At 62.3% G+C, this 16,727-nt stretch carries 10 protein-coding genes; 6 read left to right on the top strand and 4 right to left on the bottom strand.

The genetic code is table 11. The annotated features are described in order from the left end of the window. Nucleotides 1-82: 82 nt before the first annotated feature. Entirely contained in the window at nt 83-742 is a 660-nt protein-coding gene (locus tag AQ996_RS08825; protein ID WP_253274631.1) for an RluA family pseudouridine synthase, read from the bottom strand. Nucleotides 743-757: 15 nt separating this feature from the next. Continuing rightward, entirely contained in the window at nt 758-3,253 is a 2,496-nt protein-coding gene (locus AQ996_RS08820; RefSeq protein WP_055252521.1) for a peptidase U32 family protein, read from the bottom strand. Between the two features lie 378 nt (nt 3,254-3,631). Between AQ996_RS08820 and AQ996_RS08815 the strand changes: the two genes are divergently transcribed. Then, complete coding sequence (locus AQ996_RS08815) at nt 3,632-4,009, top strand: RidA family protein (RefSeq protein WP_055252520.1); 378 nt, start codon at nt 3,632-3,634, stop codon at nt 4,007-4,009. Nucleotides 4,010-4,132: 123 nt separating this feature from the next. On the opposite strand, the gene AQ996_RS08810 is transcribed toward AQ996_RS08815, so the two are convergent. Next, nucleotides 4,133-4,789: a helix-turn-helix transcriptional regulator gene (locus AQ996_RS08810; RefSeq protein WP_253274630.1), complete on the bottom strand. Its 657-nt coding sequence runs from the start codon at nt 4,787-4,789 to the stop codon at nt 4,133-4,135. 352 nt (nt 4,790-5,141) lie between these two features. On the opposite strand from AQ996_RS08810, the gene AQ996_RS08805 reads away from it, so the two are divergent. From AQ996_RS08805 to xdh, 5 genes are all read left to right on the top strand, one after another. Beyond that, the gene (locus tag AQ996_RS08805) at nt 5,142-6,536 is read left to right on the top strand and encodes a uracil-xanthine permease family protein (protein WP_055252519.1); all 1,395 of its coding nucleotides are present in this window, start codon (nt 5,142-5,144) and stop codon (nt 6,534-6,536) included. Nucleotides 6,537-6,733: 197 nt separating this feature from the next. After that, nucleotides 6,734-8,089, top strand: a complete 1,356-nt coding sequence (ssnA, locus tag AQ996_RS08800) for a putative aminohydrolase SsnA (RefSeq protein ID WP_055252518.1) — start codon at nt 6,734-6,736, stop codon at nt 8,087-8,089. Nucleotides 8,090-8,239: 150 nt separating this feature from the next. Further along, entirely contained in the window at nt 8,240-11,239 is a 3,000-nt protein-coding gene (gene ygfK, locus AQ996_RS08795) for a putative selenate reductase subunit YgfK (RefSeq protein WP_055252517.1), read from the top strand. An 11-nt stretch (nt 11,240-11,250) separates the two neighbouring features. Next, nucleotides 11,251-11,730: a 4Fe-4S binding protein gene (locus AQ996_RS08790; protein ID WP_055252516.1), complete on the top strand. Its 480-nt coding sequence runs from the start codon at nt 11,251-11,253 to the stop codon at nt 11,728-11,730. Between the two features lie 12 nt (nt 11,731-11,742). Continuing rightward, nucleotides 11,743-14,520: a selenium-dependent xanthine dehydrogenase gene (gene xdh / locus AQ996_RS08785; RefSeq protein ID WP_055252515.1), complete on the top strand. Its 2,778-nt coding sequence runs from the start codon at nt 11,743-11,745 to the stop codon at nt 14,518-14,520. A gap of 611 nt (nt 14,521-15,131) precedes the next feature. Here the strand turns inward: xdh and AQ996_RS08780 are convergent. Then, nucleotides 15,132-16,130 carry a hypothetical protein gene (locus tag AQ996_RS08780; RefSeq protein WP_055252514.1) on the bottom strand — a complete coding sequence of 333 codons (999 nt, stop codon included), beginning with the start codon at nt 16,128-16,130 and terminating at the stop codon, nt 15,132-15,134. Nucleotides 16,131-16,727: the final 597 nt, after the last annotated feature.

Genomic DNA, 16,727 nt, shown 5'->3' with positions numbered 1-16,727 from the left:
CTGAGGTCTATACTCATGGAAAACCTCCCATTTCCCGATGTCCAAGAAATGGGAGGCAGTTCACTGTCCCCTTTGTGGTGGTTTAGGGCTCCCAGGGGCAGGGGGCTTCGATGTGGATGTGCTCGCCGGTTATGGGATGCGTGAAGGACACGCTGTGGGCATGGAGCATGAGGCCACAAGGACGCGGCGTGCCGTACAGGTCGTCGCCAACCAGGGGATGGTGCTCGCTCGCCAGATGCACGCGGATCTGGTGTTTGCGGCCGGTGAGTAGCTCGACATCAATATACGAGCGCGTGGGCAGGCCGCGGCGGCTTTTAAGGCGCTTGAGTACCTTGACGCGCGTCTGAGATGGCTTGCCGCTGGCGCCAACGCGCATCTTGCGGCTATCGTGGCGGTCGCGGGCGATAGGCTTGTCGATGAGCTTCTCGTTCCAGTCGATTTTGCCCTCGGCGAGCGCCAGATAGTGCTTTTCGAAAGCGTGGTCGATGACCATCTGGTCAAAGGCGGGCTGCGTCTGCTTGTCGAGCGAGAACAGCACCACGCCGGTGGTGTTGCGGTCCAGGCGATTGAGCGGTTGCATGTCGGTCGCGGCAAAGCCGTCGCCCATCGCCAGCAGCAGGTCGCTGGCGTAGTCGGTAAGTGTGCGCTCGCCGGTGCCGTCACCGTGGACGATCATGCCGGCGGGCTTGTCGATGGCCATGAGCCAGGCGTCGCAGTAGAGGACTTGAGGTTCTTCGTTCACGTGTAAGCCTTTCGGTTAGCTGATTCCCACAAACATGCAGCCCGAGGTCGCCACGCGCAGGCGGGCGGCGGGCTTGCGGCCGGCCTGCGCGGCCTCGACGGCGCGACGGACGCGGGCGACGGCACGGCCAATCTCATCGGCCTCGAGCAAGGTTCCGTCGACCATAAGACGGCGCACGCCGGCGTCGAGCAGCTGTGGAACCTGCGGTGTGAGGTCGATGGGGTAGGCGTCGTACAGGCGAGAGCGGCCGTGGATGTCGGTGCGGACGGGCATGACCTTTCCGTCGATATTCTTGAGCGAGAGCTTGCGGGCACGCAGGCGGCAGTTGGCACAATCGTGGATGCAGCCGTTGGCAACCTGCAGAATGCAATGCTCGCTCGTCATAACACGCGGGCGGCCGAACACGGTGATGCCCAGGGCTGCGGGCGCGGAGGTGCCAAGCGAGATAATCTCGTCGAGCGTGATCTCGGGCGAGAGCCAAAACGCGCCGGCTCCGCGCTCGGCGAGTGCCTCCATGCAAGGCGAGTTGTGCACGGGCAGGCAAGAGCGAATCTCGGCCGTGGCGCCAACCTGGGCGGCCAGGGCAAGCTCGGAGATGTTGCCGACGGCGACAGTCGCTCCAGCAAGAATCCACGGGTCGACGCGTACGTGGTCAACGGCGCGGCAGACCTCGTCGAGTACGGGTACGATACCCTGCTCAAGCGCATCGGCGGGGGAGAGCTCGGCCGCATCGAGCGCGTCGGTGGTCATGTAGATGCGCGTTGCACCTTCCGCGCGCGCTGCCTCGGCGGCCTCGAGCGAGGTGACGGTGGCGCAAATCTGCGGCTCATCGCGGTAGTGCTCGGGTGCGGGGCGGGAATCACTGGTGATAATCGCCGGCAGCTCGAGCGTGCGGGCGCGCTCGTCATACGGTGCCAGAATGGCCTCTTCCAGCGCCTTGCAAGCGGCGGCGCGCACCTTATGTACGGCGGAAAAGCCCATGCCACAGCCTTCATCGAGCGCCACATCAAAGCTCGCAGCCTCAAAGGGCGAGGAGCCCATACGGCCCACGTGCTCCACCAGATCGGGCGCCTCGACCGCACGGGTCTTGGCGGCCTCGACGGTAAAGCCAGTTGCGGCGGCGGTGAGCGCGGGGTTGTCACAGCAGGTGAGTGTGACGGTAAACGGCTCGCCCAGGCGCGCCACGACGGACACATCAACAGCTCGGCGGCGCAGCACATCGCGCTTGAGCGCGGCGCCGGCGGCGTCGATGGCACGCTGACTGCGAATCACGCGGACGCGGCAGCCCTCGGGCATGCTGCGGGGCACGCGGCACTCGATGACGTCGCCGGCGGCGGCATCATCGGCGGCGATGGTGGTCAGGAACTGGTCGAACTCATCGTCGTGGCGAAGCTCCAGCAGGTCGCCCTTTCCCACGGGCTCAAACAGCTCAATGCGGGCGATGGCAGCGCGGCGACGTCGGTCGTCGGGCTTGAGCCCGCGCACATCGCGGTTGGCCAGACGGCTACCGAGCACCGTGCCCACGATCTGGCCGCGGTTGTTGGAGCGCTCGTAGCTCATCATCTCGTCACCCGAGGTGCCGTCTTGGTAGGCGTGCGTAAAGTCACGGTTAAAGCAGCGCTTGAGCTGGCGCTGGCGGGCGGCTTCCTCGTCCTTAGAGGTTGAAACATGGGCCAGCATGTCATCAATCTGATGACGATACACATCAACGATGGAGTACACGTAATCGGGCGCCTTCATGCGGCCCTCGAGCTTGAGTGATGCGGCGCCGGCGTCATACAGACGGCGAACAAGCTGCGACGTGTTGGTGTCGCGCGGGCACAGCGCGCGCTCGCGACCGGCGGGGGAGAGCGAGCGGCCGTTCTCGTCGATCAGCTCGTAAGGCAGGCGACAGGGCTGGGCGCACATGCCGCGGTTGGCCGAGCGTCCCGCCATGGCAAAGCTCGAGAGCAGGCACAGGCCCGAGTAGCAAAAGCAGATGGCACCGTGGCTAAAGACCTCGAGGTCAACGTCGGGAGCGGCGTCGTGGATGGCGGAGATCTCGTCGATGGAGAGCTCGCGCGAGAGGGTCACGCGGTCGGCGCCCTGCTCGCGACACCAAAGGGTTCCGCGGTCGTCGTGGATGTTCGCCTGGGTTGAGATGTGCGTCTCGATGCCGGGCATGGTGCGCTTGACCTCAAAGAACAGGCCCCAGTCCTGGATGATAAAGGCGTCGGCGCCCAGCGTGGAGCAGCGATGGATGAGCTGCAGTGCATCGCTCATCTCGGATTCCTTGATGACGATGTTTACCGTGACATAGACGCGCGAGCCGGCCAGGTGTGCAGCACGGCAGGCCTGCTCAAAGGCCTCGTCGGTAAAGTTCGTTGCCTTGCGGCGGGCGTTGAAGCTGCCCATGCCGCAGTAGATGGCGTCTGCCCCGGCGGCGAGCGCGGCGGCAAAGGGCTCCGGGCCTCCGGCGGGGGCCAAGAGCTCGGGCCTGCGGTTGGTGGTTCGACTGGCGGTTGCGGTCATATCCTGCCTTTCAAAATGCTCAGATATTCAAAAGTATAGTGGTGCTGTTGCGGCGGGCGAGCCCTGTGGCCCAAGCAGGATAAAGTCTTCAGCAGCCCTTGCAGCAAAAATGATCCGTTTCCCTCCGCCCCCTATGGGTCACCTGATCCAATGGGGAAGGAGGGAAACGGACCATTTTGAGCTTCACCGCCCAGTCGCGCCGTTCAGCGGCCGACAGGTGCCGTTGGGCGATAAAATATTCTCGCAATCTGATAATTATCTTGCATCGTGCAAAATCATCCCCTACTATCCCAATCAAGCGCGGTGTTCAGACCGAACTGTGCCTCCCGGTGTGAACGCCGCGCTCACGCTCTCTCGACTGATCGTAAGGAGAAAAACATGAGCAAGACCGTCGTGTCTTCCGATAACGCGCCTGCAGCCATCGGCCCGTATTCCCCCGGTATCCAGACCGGCAACATGGTGTTCCTGTCCGGCCAGCTGGGCATCGATCCCACGACCGGCAAGCTGCCCGAGGGTGTCGAGGCTCAGGCCAAGCAGTCCCTCGCTAACGTTGAGGCCCTGCTGACTTCCGCCGGTGCTACGTTTGCCGACGTCGTCAAAACCACGGTCTACCTGGCCGACATCGCCGACTTTGCCGCCGTGAACGAGATCTACGCCTCCAAGTTCGAGGCTCCGTTCCCCGCGCGCAGCGCCTTCCAGGTTGCCGCCCTTCCGGCTGGCGGTCTGGTCGAGATCGAGGTCGTCGCCGCTCTCTAAGGCGCCGGCAACAACTAAACATGACATGCAAAAAAGACCCTGCAGCGCGTGCGAGCTGCAGGGTCTTTTGTCAAGCGATGCGACAAAAATGATCCGTTTCCCTCCGTCCCCAAGGGATCACGTTTAGCCTTCCTTGCGGACTTTTTGCAGGTAGCGGTAGACGCTGGGCTCCGAGATGCCCAGCGCGGTGGCGGCGCAAGCAACAGCGCCCTTGAGCATAAATACGCCGTTGCCGTTAAGGTGGCGAATCACGTCCACGCGATCGGCCTGCCCAAGCGAGGCGACATCCTGCCCGCGGCTTTCGAGCAACTCGGAAATACTGCGGTCGATGAGTTCCTGTGTGGACTCCGAAAGGCTTTCGACCTCGATGGGGGAGGGCTCCGCGCGGACCGGCGCGGCGTCGAAGCAGGCCAAAAGCTGCTGGGCCATGGCGTTGATGTTGCGCACGGCCGAAAGATCGGTGTTGACGCACAGCATGCCGACGATCTCGTCATCCTCGCGAATGAAGTACGTTGCGGATTCCAGCGTCTTGCCGCCGGCGCCGCGGCCTTCGTAGCCCGTAATGAACGGCAGATCGCGATATTTACCATCGTGCATGATCTTGAGTGCCAGATCGGTAGCGGGTCCGCCAATCTTGCGCCCGCTCACGATACCGTTGCGAATATCGACAATGGCATGGTCGGGATCCGAGAAATCATGCAGCACGATTTCGCTGTTTTTGCCGAGCACCTGTTCAAGGAAATCGACCATCGGCAAAAAGCGACGTACGGTCTCGTTCACGGGCAACTCCTTTGGGTGAAATCGGAAATGTTCATAACAATTTTTTCTCATGGTAACACGCTGCCCACCATCTCGTATGTCCGCAGGTACATTGCGTAATACAGACGAGCGGTAGGAATTTGGCGGTAAACGGTCGACCAAAAGAAAAGTTAGATGATATTTTGACCAGACACTTTTCTGACCTGCGGAAACACTGTGTATCAGCTGAAAAATAGTCTGATAACAAAAAATTATTATTGAGAATGAGAATCATCTTTAATACGATATGCAACGAAGGCACAACCTCAACCCCGCACTGCGTCACAATAGAGCGTTAGATGCGAAAACAACTATTTCGAGGATTGGTGGTCAAATGGCCCAGGAGACGGTTACAAACGGCACTGAAGCCCTGTTTACTCGCGAGGGCATGCCGCCCGTTAAGGAAATGATCCCGTGTGCCCTTCAGCACGTGCTGGCATCGTTTGCCGGCATCATTACCCCGGCGGTCATCATGGCCGGCGTCTACGGCTTTAATAGCCAGCAGAGCACCGACATCATTCAGGTCGCGCTCATTCTTTCGGCAATCGATACGGCCCTTCAGGCCTTTGCTCCCTTCCGCCGCATCGGCGGCGGCCTGCCCATCGTCATGGGCGTTTCGTTCGCGTTCCTGCCAGCCCTGCAGGCCATGGGTGCCTCGGGCTTTAGCTTTGGTGCGCTGCTGGGCGGCGAGATTGTCGGCGGTGCTGTCGCGGTCCTCTTTGGTCTGGCCTACAGCAAGATTAAGTGGCTGTTCCCGCCCGTCGTGACCGGTACGGTCATCTTCTCCATCGGCGTTTCGCTGTATCCCACGGCCGTCAAGTATATGGCCGGTGGTATGGGTACGCCGCTGTGGGGCACCCCGCAGGCCTGGTGCGTCGCTCTTATCACCTTCGCTGTGGTCTTTGCGCTCGCCAACTTTGGCAAGGGCACGCTCAAGCTGGGATCCGTGTTCTTTGGCATGATCGTTGGCATGATCGTTTCGATCCCCTTTGGCATGATCGACTTCTCCAGCGTCGCCACCGCTCAGGTCTTCGCCCTTCCCAAGCTCATGCCCTACGCGCTCGAGTTTGATCCCGAGGTCTGCATTACCCTCGCCGTTGTGTTCCCCATGGTTGCCATCCAGGTTATCGGTGACGTCTCCGCCGCCTGCCTGGGCTCCATCGACCGTATGCCCACCGAGCGCGAGCTCTCTGGCGCTATCGTGTCTCAGGGCCTCACCTCTATGGTCGGCGGCCTGCTGGGCGGTCTTCCCACCAGCGCCCTTGGCCAGAACGTGGGCATCATCTGCTCCAACAAGGTCGTCAACAAGTGGGTCTTTGTGATCATCGCGGCCGTCTTTGCCATCGCCGGCCTGTTCCCGCAGCTCTCTGCCGTCCTTTCCGCTATCCCGCAGCCCGTCATCGGCGGCGCGACCGTCGGTGTCTTTGGCACCATCACCATGAACGGCGTGCGCATGTTCACCCGCGAGGGCCTTACGCAGCGCACTACCACCATCGTCGGTACCTCCGTCGTCTTTGGCCTGGGTATCTGGATGGCCAGCGGCTGCCTCGCCGGCGAGGGTATGCCCGCCTGGGTGTCCACCGTCATCGGCTCCAATGCCGTAACCCCCACCGCCATCATGGCCATTGTCCTTAACCTGATCCTTCCGCAGACGCCGGTCGTGGCTCAGCACATCGATGCTGCCAAGGACGCTGCCGTGGATCTGGTCTTGCCCGAGAGCAAGAAGTAACCAATTTCGGTGCTATTCGTCGGCGGACGCATCGCCTCGTCCGCCGACGTCATGCGGCGCCAAGCCGCACTTCAAAGGGTTTGTCCCTTTGGTGAAGCGTTGACGGGAGAGGGCCCGTTTCCGGTGTAGGCCGGCGCTTCGCACTTCCGCTATGTCAGAGGTGTCAAACCCCGCCCCTGATGTTGAAGGGAGCACTCATGCTTCTGGTCGCTAACGGTTCCGTCTTTACCCGCAATTCTCAGACCCCGTTCATTCCAAACGGTGCGGTCGCCATTGACGGAGATACGATCGTCGAAGTGGGCCCCGAGTGCGAGCTCAAGTCCAAGTACCCGAATGCCGAGTACGTCGACGCCCGGGGCAACCTCATCATGCCTGGACTCATCAATTGCCACACCCATATCTACTCGGGTCTGGCCCGCGGCCTTGCCATTAAGGGCTGCAACCCCACCAACTTCCTGGAGAATCTTGAGCAGCAGTGGTGGAAGATCGACGACAACCTGACGCTCGACGGCACCAAGGCCAGCGCCTATGCCACGATTCTTGACTCCATCCGCGATGGCGTCACCACGATCTTCGATCACCATGCGAGCTTCTGCGAGATCCCGGGAAGCCTCTTTACCATTAAGGATGCAGCTCAGGAGCTGGGCATGCGTTCGTGCCTGTGCTACGAGGTCTCTGATCGCCGCGGCCAGGAAAAATGCGACCAGGCCATTGCCGAGAACGCCGAGTTTGCCCAGTGGGCCGCCAAGGAGCGTCGCGATAACGACAACCACATGATCGCCGCCATGTTTGGCGGTCACGCCACCTTTACGCTGTCGGACGAGACCATGGATAAGATGGCCGAGGCCAACAACGGCCTGACCGGCTTCCACATCCATGTGTGCGAGGGCATGAACGACGTGTGGGATTCCCGCCTCAACCGCGGCGGCATCAGCCCCGTCGAGCGCCTGCTGCAGCACGACCTGCTGGGTCCCGACACCATGCTCGGCCACTGCATCCACGTGACGCCCGCCGAGATGGATATCGTCAAGGAGTCCGGCACCTGGCTCGTCAACAACCCCGAATCCAATATGGGCAACGCCGTAGGCTGCGCCCCCGTGCTCGAGTTTTTCCGCCGCGGCATCCCCGTGTGCATGGGCACCGACGCCTACACCCACGATATGCTCGAGAGCCTTAAGGTCTTCCTGATCATTCAGCGCCACAACGCCGCCATGCCCAACGTGGGCTGGTGCGAGGCCATGACCATGCTGTTCGAGAACAACGCCAAGATGGCCAGCAAGTACTTCGATCGCAAGCTCGGTGTGCTCGAGGCCGGCGCTGCCGCCGACGTCATCGTTATGGACTACAAGCCCTTTACGCCGCTGAGCGAGGAGAACATCGACGGCCACATGCTCTTTGGCATGATGGGCAAAAACTGCCGCACCACCATCATCAACGGCCGCGTCCTGTACAAGGACCGCGAGTTCGTTGGCATTGATGAGGACAAGACCAACGCGTGGACCATGGCCGAGTCCAAGAAGCTCTGGAGCACGCTCAACGATCGCGTGTACTAATTCCAATTGAAGATTCGCGCGCGTCGGATGTTTCGCCGCATCCGACGCGCGTATAGGCGGCCTCCGCGGGGTCGCCGGCGCTGTGCTAGCGCTACACCGTATTTGCGCCCGCCGCGCGGTCTCGCCGGGCGTTACAGAGAGGAGCTCACTATGAGCGACATCATGAGGCCGATCCCGTTTTCGCAGCTGATGAACTGGATCATCGAGGAGCACAAGACCCAGGGCGCTGTTTTTGGCGTTCGCAAGATGGTCACGGCCAACCAGGAGGGTGCGCTTCCCATATTTGACGAGCGCATCGAGACTCCGTTTGGCCCGGCCGCCGGCCCCAACACGCAGCTGGCTCAGAACATCGTGGCATCCTACGTGGCCGGTTCCCGCTTCTTTGAGCTCAAGACCGTCCAGGTTATGGACGGCGAGGAGCTTTCCAAGTGCGTCAACAAGCCCTGCATCGTGGCTCAGGACGAGTGCTACAACTGCGAATGGTCGACCGAGCTCGAGGTTCCGCAGGCCTTTGCCGAGTACGTGAAGGCATGGTTTGCCTGCCACCTGATCGCTCGCGAGTACGGCCTGGGCAGCCCGGACGGTTTTGTCTTCAACATGTCCGTGGGCTATGACCTGGAGGGCATCAAGAGCCCCAAGGTCGATGCCTACATCGAGGGCATGAAGGACGCCAGCGGCTCCGAGGTTTGGAACGAGTGCCGCACGTGGGCGCTCGCTAACCTGGACAAGTTTGAGCATGTCGACGCCGCGTTTGTCGAGTCCATCCCGGCGCGCGTCTCCAACTCCATCACCGAGTCCACGCTGCATGGCTGCCCGCCAGCGGAGATCGAGCGCATCGCGACCTATCTGATTACCGAGAAGGGCCTCAACACCTACATCAAGTGCAACCCCACGCTGCTGGGCTATGAGTTTGCCCGCCAGCGCCTCAATGAGCTGGGCTTTGACTACATCGTCTTCGATGACACGCACTTCCGCGAGGACCTGCAGTGGGTCGACGCCGTGCCCATGTTCGAGCGCCTGATTGCTTTGTGCGCCGAGCGCGGCCTGGAGTTTGGCGTCAAGCTGACCAACACGTTCCCCGTCGACGTGACGAGGAACGAGCTGCCTTCCACCGAGATGTACATGTCGGGCCGTTCGCTGTTCTCGCTGACCATCGAGGCCGCCCGCCGTATTACCGAGCAGTTTGACGGCAAACTGCGCATCAGCTACTCCGGCGGTGCCACGGTCTACAACATCCGCGCTCTGTACGATGCCGGTATTTGGCCCGTTACCCTGGCGACCGACGTGCTCAAGCCCGGCGGCTACGAGCGCTTTAGCCAGATGGCCGGCGAGTTTGCCGACCTGGATGGCAAGCCGTTCGAGGGTGTCTCTCTCGAGGCCGTGACTGCGATCCAGACCGACTCGCTCACCAACCCGCTCTACAAGAAGCCGCTGCGCCCGCTGCCCGACCGCAAGGTCGCCGGCAAGAGCCCGCTTTCCGACTGCTTTACCACACCGTGCCGCACGAGCTGTCCCATCCAGCAGGATATTCCCGCCTACCTGGCGGCTGTTGACGAGGGCCGCTACGAGGACGCACTCAACATTATCATCGAGCGCAACGCCCTGCCGTTCATTACCGGCACCATCTGCCCGCATCCCTGCGGCCGTGCCTGCGAGCGTGCATTTTACGAGCCCGAGGGCGCCCAGATTCGCGCCAGCAAGCTCAAGGCCGCCCGCGAGGCCATGACCGCCGTGCTGCCCAAGCTGCGCGCCCAGGCCATCGCCAACGACAGCGAGCGCAACGTTGCCGTTATCGGCGGCGGCCCGGCCGGTCTGGCGACGGCGTTCTTCCTGACGCGCGCCGGCGTGCCCGTCACCATCTTTGAGGCCCGCGACTCTCTCGGCGGCGTGGTCCGTCACGTGATCCCCGAGTTCCGCATTGCGAGCGACGATATCTCCCACGATGCCGAGCTTTGCCTGGCCTTTGGCGCCAAGGTGCAGCTCAACGCTCGCGTGAATTCCATTGACGAGCTCAAGGCCCAGGGCTTTACCGACGTTGTCGTTGCCACCGGTGCCTGGATGCCCGGTTCCGCCGGTCTGGGCGAGGGTGCCGAGCTCGACGTGCTGGAGTTCCTGGAGGCCGCCAAGAAGGGCGAGAAGCTCGAGCTGGGCGAGGACGTCGTGGTTATTGGCGCCGGCAACACCGCTATGGACGCCGCCCGCGTGGCCAAGCGCCTGGCCGGCGTGAAGAACGTGCGCCTGGTGTATCGCCGCACCAAGAAGCAGATGCCCGCCGACGAGGAAGAGCTTGATCTTGCTCTTGCCGACGGCGTTGAGTTCTGCGAGCTGCTGGCGCCCAAGGCACTCAACGGCGCCGTGCTGACCTGCGACGTTATGGAGCTTGGCGAGCCGGATGCAAGCGGCCGTCGCAGCCCCGTCGCCACGGGCGAGACCGTCGAGCTGCCTGCCACCACGGTGATCTGCGCCGTGGGCGAGGGCATCGATGCCAGCCTGTACGATGCCGCGGGCGTTGAGCACGACCGTCGCGGCCGCCTTGCCGCCACCTCTACCGGCGTTGAGGGCGTTTGGGCTGCAGGTGACTGCCGTCGCGGTCCTGCCACCGTGGTCGAGGCTATCGCCGATGCCGCCGAGGTCGCCCGTGCCATCGCCGGCGTGGACTTTAACAAGTACGCCGACTGCAACGAGCAGGCCGGTCGCGAGGACACCTGCTACGAGCGCAAGGGGTCGCTGTGCCGCGACAAGCGCAACTGCACCAAGACCCGCTGCCTGGGCTGCGGCTCGGTGTGCGAGGTCTGCTGCGACGTGTGCCCCAACCGCGCCAACGTTGCCATTAAGGTGCCGGGCCTGGCCAAGCATCAGGTCGTCCACGTCGATGGCATGTGCAACGAGTGCGGCAACTGCGCAGTGTTCTGCCCCTACCAGGAGGGTCGTCCCTACAAGGACAAGCTCACCCTGTTCTGGAGCGAGGAGGACATGGAGAACTCCGAGAACGAGGGCTTCCTGGCCGTGGACGAGGATCACTTTAAGGTCCGCGTCGCCGGCACGGTCCGCACCGTCTCGGTCGATGCCGTCAACACCGGTCTTCCCGAGGCCGTCCGCCTGACCATCAGGGCTGTGCGCGATAACTATTCGTACCTTCTTAAGAAATAGGCGAGTCTCTTATGGCCAAATCCATTCAACATAACGTGGCCTACGTTGCCTGCGGAAGCGGTTGTGCCTCCGCAGGCGGCGACGCCCGCTGCAGCGAAGGCTGCATTGGCTGTGGCGCCTGCGTCACGGCCTGCCCCCACGGCGCCATTGCGCTGGTCGATGGCATTGCCCGCGTGGATCGCTCCAAGTGCACGGGCTGTGGCCTGTGCGGCATGGCGTGCCCGCAGCGCGTGATTGCCTTCGTTCCCGGCTATCAGAACATCCTGGTGCGCTGCAACAACACCGATAAGGGCGCCATTGCCCGCAAGATCTGCGACACGAGCTGCATCGGTTGCGGCATGTGCGCCAAAAAGTGCCCCGCCGGCGCTATCCGCATCGAGGACAACTGCGCCCATATCGATGGCGCGGATTGCCTGTCGTGCGGTATGTGCGCCGTCGTCTGCCCGCATGGCGCCATCCACGACCGCACCGGCATCGCCGCCGGCGTGTAGAAGGGAATCACCATGGCACAGGAATTCACTTTTACCGTTAACGGCGTCGAGCGCACGACGACCCAAAACAAACCGTTGCTGCGCTACCTGCGCGACGACCTGCACATCCACTCCGCCAAGGACGGCTGCTCTGAGGGCGCGTGCGGTACCTGCACCATCCATGTGGACGGTGCGGCCGTCAAGGCCTGCGTGCTGACCACAGCCCTTGCCGCCGGTCGCAACATCGTGACCGTCGAGGGTCTGCCCGAGGACGTGCGCGAGGCCTTTGTGTACGCCTTTGGCGCCGTGGGCGCCGTGCAGTGCGGTTTTTGCATTCCCGGTATGGTCATGGCGGGTGCAGCGCTCATCGCCGAGGACCCCGAGCCCACCGAGGAGCAGATCAAGTACGCCATTCGCGGCAACGTCTGCCGTTGCACCGGCTACAAAAAGATTATCGAGGGCATCTCGCTGGCCGCTGCGGTGCTCCGCGGCGAAAAGCAGATCGACGAGGACTTGGAGCGTGGCGACGACTACGGCGTGGGCAAGCGCGCCTTCCGTATCGACGTGCGCAAGAAGGTGCTCGGCGAGGGCAAGTACCCCGACGACATCGACGAGATCGACCAGCCGGGCCTGACCTACGCCAGCGCCGTGCGCTCCAAGTATCCGCGCGCCCGCGTGCTCTCCATCGATACCTCCAAGGCCGAAGCCCTGCCCGGCGTGGTGGGCATTCTGCGCGCCGAGGACGTGCCGGTCAACCAGGTCGGCCACCTTATCCAGGACTGGGACGTCATGATTGCGGCGGGCGATATTACCCGCTGCGTGGGCGATGCCATCGTGCTGGTGGTCGCCGAGGACGAGGCGACGCTCGAGAAGGCCAAGAAGCTCGTAAAGATCGATTACGAGCCGCTGGAGCCCGTGCGCAACATCGCTGAGGCCAAGGCTGCCGACGCGCCGCGCCTGCACGACAGCTTCTTTGCCTTTGGCAACACGGTGGAGCTCAAGGACAACGTGTGCCAGAGCCGCCATGTGACGCGCGGCGACGCCGCCAAGGCGCTGGCGGAGAGCGCGTTTACCGTGACGCAGCGCTTTACCACGCCTTTTACCGAGCATGCCTTCTTGGAGCCCGAGTGCGCCGTCGCCTTCCCGTACAAGAACGGCGTCAAGGTGCAGTCGACCGACCAAGGTGCCTACGACACGCGCAAAGAGTGTGCCCACATGTTTGGCTGGGACAACGAGCCCGAGCGCGTGGTCGTCGAGACCATGCTCGTGGGCGGTGGCTTTGGCGGCAAGGAGGACGTGTCCATCCAGCACCTGGCCGCGCTCGCCGCATATAAGTTCCAGCGTCCTGTGAAGTGCAAGCTCACGCGTGCCGAGTCGCTCGCTTTCCATCCCAAGCGCCACGCCATGGACGGCACCTTTACGCTGGGTTGCGACGCCGAGGGCAACTTTACCGGCCTGGACTGCGAGATTAACTTCGATACCGGCGCCTACGCATCGCTGTGCGGCCCGGTGCTCGAGCGCGCCTGCACGCATGCCGTCGGTCCCTACAAGTACCAGAACACCGACATCCGCGGCTTTGGCTACTACACCAACAACCCGCCCGCCGGCGCGTACCGCGGCTTTGGCGTTTGCCAGTCCGAGTTTGCGCTCGAGAGCCTGATCGACCTGCTGGCAGAGAAGGTCGGCCTGGACCCGTGGGAGATTCGTTACCGTAACGCCATCGAGCCGGGCGAGGTTTTGCCCAACGGCCAGATTGCCGATTGCTCCACGGCGCTTAAGGAGACGCTGCTCGAGGTCAAGGATGCCTACTATGCGCATCCCGGCCACGCCGGCATTGCCTGCGCCATGAAGAACGCCGGCGTGGGAGTGGGCCTGCCCGATGCCGGCCGCTGCAAGATTCGCATCGAGGATGGCCGCGCCGTGGTCTATGCCGCCACGTCCGACATCGGCCAGGGCTGCAACACCGTCTTTTTGCAGGATGTTGCCGAGGCCTGCGGTCTGCCGCTTCGCTGCATTGCCAATGGCGAGTGCTCCACCGAGAACGCTCCCGACTCCGGTACCACGTCTGGCTCGCGTCAGACGGTCGTGACCGGCGAGGCCGTGCGCGGTGCCGCCTTCCTGCTGCGCGATGCCATGCTTGGCATCGAGGCCGGCAAGCCTGCACCCGACACTCCCGTGAGTGCGCATGGCGACGGCGTCAAGATCGAGTACGACGACGGTCGTGCCTATCAACTGCGCACGCAGGAGCTCGTCGCTGGCCAGGGTATGCATCCTCAGGATCCCGCGACCGCCATCAAGGCGCTCGAGGGATGCGAGTTTGGCTACGTGTATCTGGAGCCGACCGACAAACTGGGCGCCGACGTCCCCAATCCCAAGAGCCACATCTGCTACGGCTTTGCCACGCACGTGGTCATTCTGGACGATGACGGCCGCGTGAGCGAGGTCTATGCCGCGCACGATTCCGGCAAGGTGGTCAACCCCATCTCGATCCAAGGTCAGATTGAAGGCGGCGTGCTCATGGGTATGGGCTATGCGCTCACCGAGGACTGGCCGCTTAAGGACTGCGTACCCCAGGCAAGGTACGGCACGCTCGGGCTGTTCCGTGCGCCCGAGATTCCGGATATCCACGCCATCTACGTGGAGAAGGACGAACTGCTGCCCGTGGCATACGGCGGCAAGGGCATCGGCGAGATCGCAACGATCCCCACGGCGCCCGCCGTGCAGAATGCCTACCGCGCGTTTGACGGCAAGCTGCGTCCAAATCTGCCCATGGTGGATACGCCGTACAGCCGCGCTCGTCACCGCGGGTAGGGTAGAGCGCGGACGGCCATCGCTGACTGCCGTCTGCGCTTGCCATCAACTGTATAAGCTGCGCCTTTGGCCCCAGCTCCATCGTGAGCCGGGGCCTTTTGTTTGGAGCGCCTCCGCATACGGAAGCTGCGTCCCGGATTTGGCGCTCAGAATGGGATGCGCTTTCCCTTTGGAGCCCTCGGCGGAAATTACAACCCAGAATTGGCACTCAGAAAGGGATGTGCTTTCCTTTTTGGGCCCTCGGCGGAAACTACGTCCCGGAATCCAGCCCCGGAGTGAGATGCGCTTTCCGGATTGGCCCTCAACCGGAAGCTGTGTCCCGGAATCATGCCTCAGAATGGGATGCGTTTTCCGCTGGCCGGTCGTTTGGAAAGCGCATCCCAGTTTGAGTGTTTATTCCGGGATACGGTTTCCGCTGAAGGACTCAACCGGAAAGCCTGTCCAGCTCTGAGACGGGATTCCGGGACACGCTTTCCGCCAGGTCCGCCATCCGAAAAGTGCATCCCGTTTTGAGTGTCCAGGCTGGGACGCGCTTTCCGTTGGCGTGGCCGTTGGGAAAACGCGGCCCAGATAGGGGGGATGCGATCCGGCGATGCGTGGCCTAGCAGCTCCTACAGGTCCACCTCGTTGAGCCATGTCGGTAGAGCGGTCTGTCGGATGCCTGCTGTCTGCAGCTTTTTGGCGAGCATTCCTGCCGAGCGGACCTCATTCATGGTAAAGCGCAACAGAGGGTGACCGTAGAGCGATAGGTGCGCCTCGCGCTGGCGTTCGGCAACGAGCGTCTCGGCCGTAGTGCGTCCCGCAAGCATGGCCTGGTCGGTATATTTGACGAACCCGTCGAGCTCGCCCAGCGTGAGTTCTCGCGCCTGGCGCTCCCAGGCAAAGTCCGTTCGTATGGGCTTGGCCGAATCGAAGGGGTCCGTCAGCTCGTATTGAAGCCAATCGGGCGCAAAGCCCGTCTCGATCATGATGGCTCGGGCGACCGATTCCCCACCGCTTTCGGCGCGGGCGTCGGCATATCGAAGTGTCGTGAGGGCGGTGCGAATCGTGCGACCATTGCGGGCGGTCGCTCGTTGCTCGACGGCCTCCATCAGCTGTTCCCGCACAAGGCCGAGCTTTGAGATCGCCGAATCGGCAATGGGCATACCGTCGGCAAAACCGGTCTGCAACAGGCAATCTGTAACCGTTTGGATGGGCGGCGTTACCGATATGCCGGCTCTGAGTATTGCTCCGGCCGGCTCAATCTGGTGCCGCTGAATATGTGCGCCCGGGCGAGCCGACGGCTTTGTCGAGCTGCAGACATGCACGACATTCAGGTGTCGCCACGAGACCTCGAGCCCCAGCAGACAGGCGGCCGAAAACGAGCAGAACGTCCAATCGGGGTGGATGATCGCAAGGGCGCGGAGGATTTCGCAATGGCGTTGCGCTCGGTTGAGTTCATCCCAGCGCGTTTTTCGCGCAAACAACCCCGGCATGGGCGAGACAACCGTGCCGCCGGTGCGCCGAAGGAGCGCTTTTCGGATCGCCGTGCTCGGGGGAATCAGACAGCGCCCCTCTTGTTCGGCTTGAGTGAGCAGTTGGTCGATGAGCTGGTTATTGCAATGGGTCATGAGCTACCGCCTCCTTTTGGGTAGCAAAAACGTATCAGCTGGAACTTGCCGCTCAGCTGACCAAAAGCTGACCAAAATCTAACCATGCAGGTAGATGACCTGCTTTTGGCGACATATTTCTTGTTTGAATCGGTGGGCGGTGATCGGCGACCGTGAACGGTAGCTGGATATGAAGTCTTGGTAAGTTTCGGGACGTGTACTTTTTGAAAAAGAGCATTCTATCTGCTGTTTTGTGTTTCTGGATCGCATATTTGAAGGCATGTGATAAGGGCGGCGGACTGTCGCCTTGTATCTGCGGAAACTGTGACCCGGAATTGCCACTCGGAATGGGACGTGCTTTCCGGATCGCCCTTCAAGCGGAAGCTACATCCCAGATTTCGGCCTCAGAGTGGGATGCCGTTTCCAGATCGGGCCTCAAACGGAAATTGCATCCCGGAACGAGCCCTCAGAGCGGGATGAACTTTCCCAACGGGCCGCATGCGGGGTAGCGCACAGAGATGTGGTGTAAGAGGCGGGGCATGCCCCGCCTCTGGCCTTTCTTGAAAGGACAGGGACACCGCCTAGAATTCGTCGTTGGAGTAATGAAGGTGACGAATG

The sequence above is a fragment of the Collinsella aerofaciens genome (assembly GCF_001404695.1).
Classification (GTDB): Bacteria; Actinomycetota; Coriobacteriia; order Coriobacteriales; family Coriobacteriaceae; genus Collinsella; species Collinsella aerofaciens_E.
This window is presented reverse-complemented; position numbering and strand designations above follow the sequence as displayed.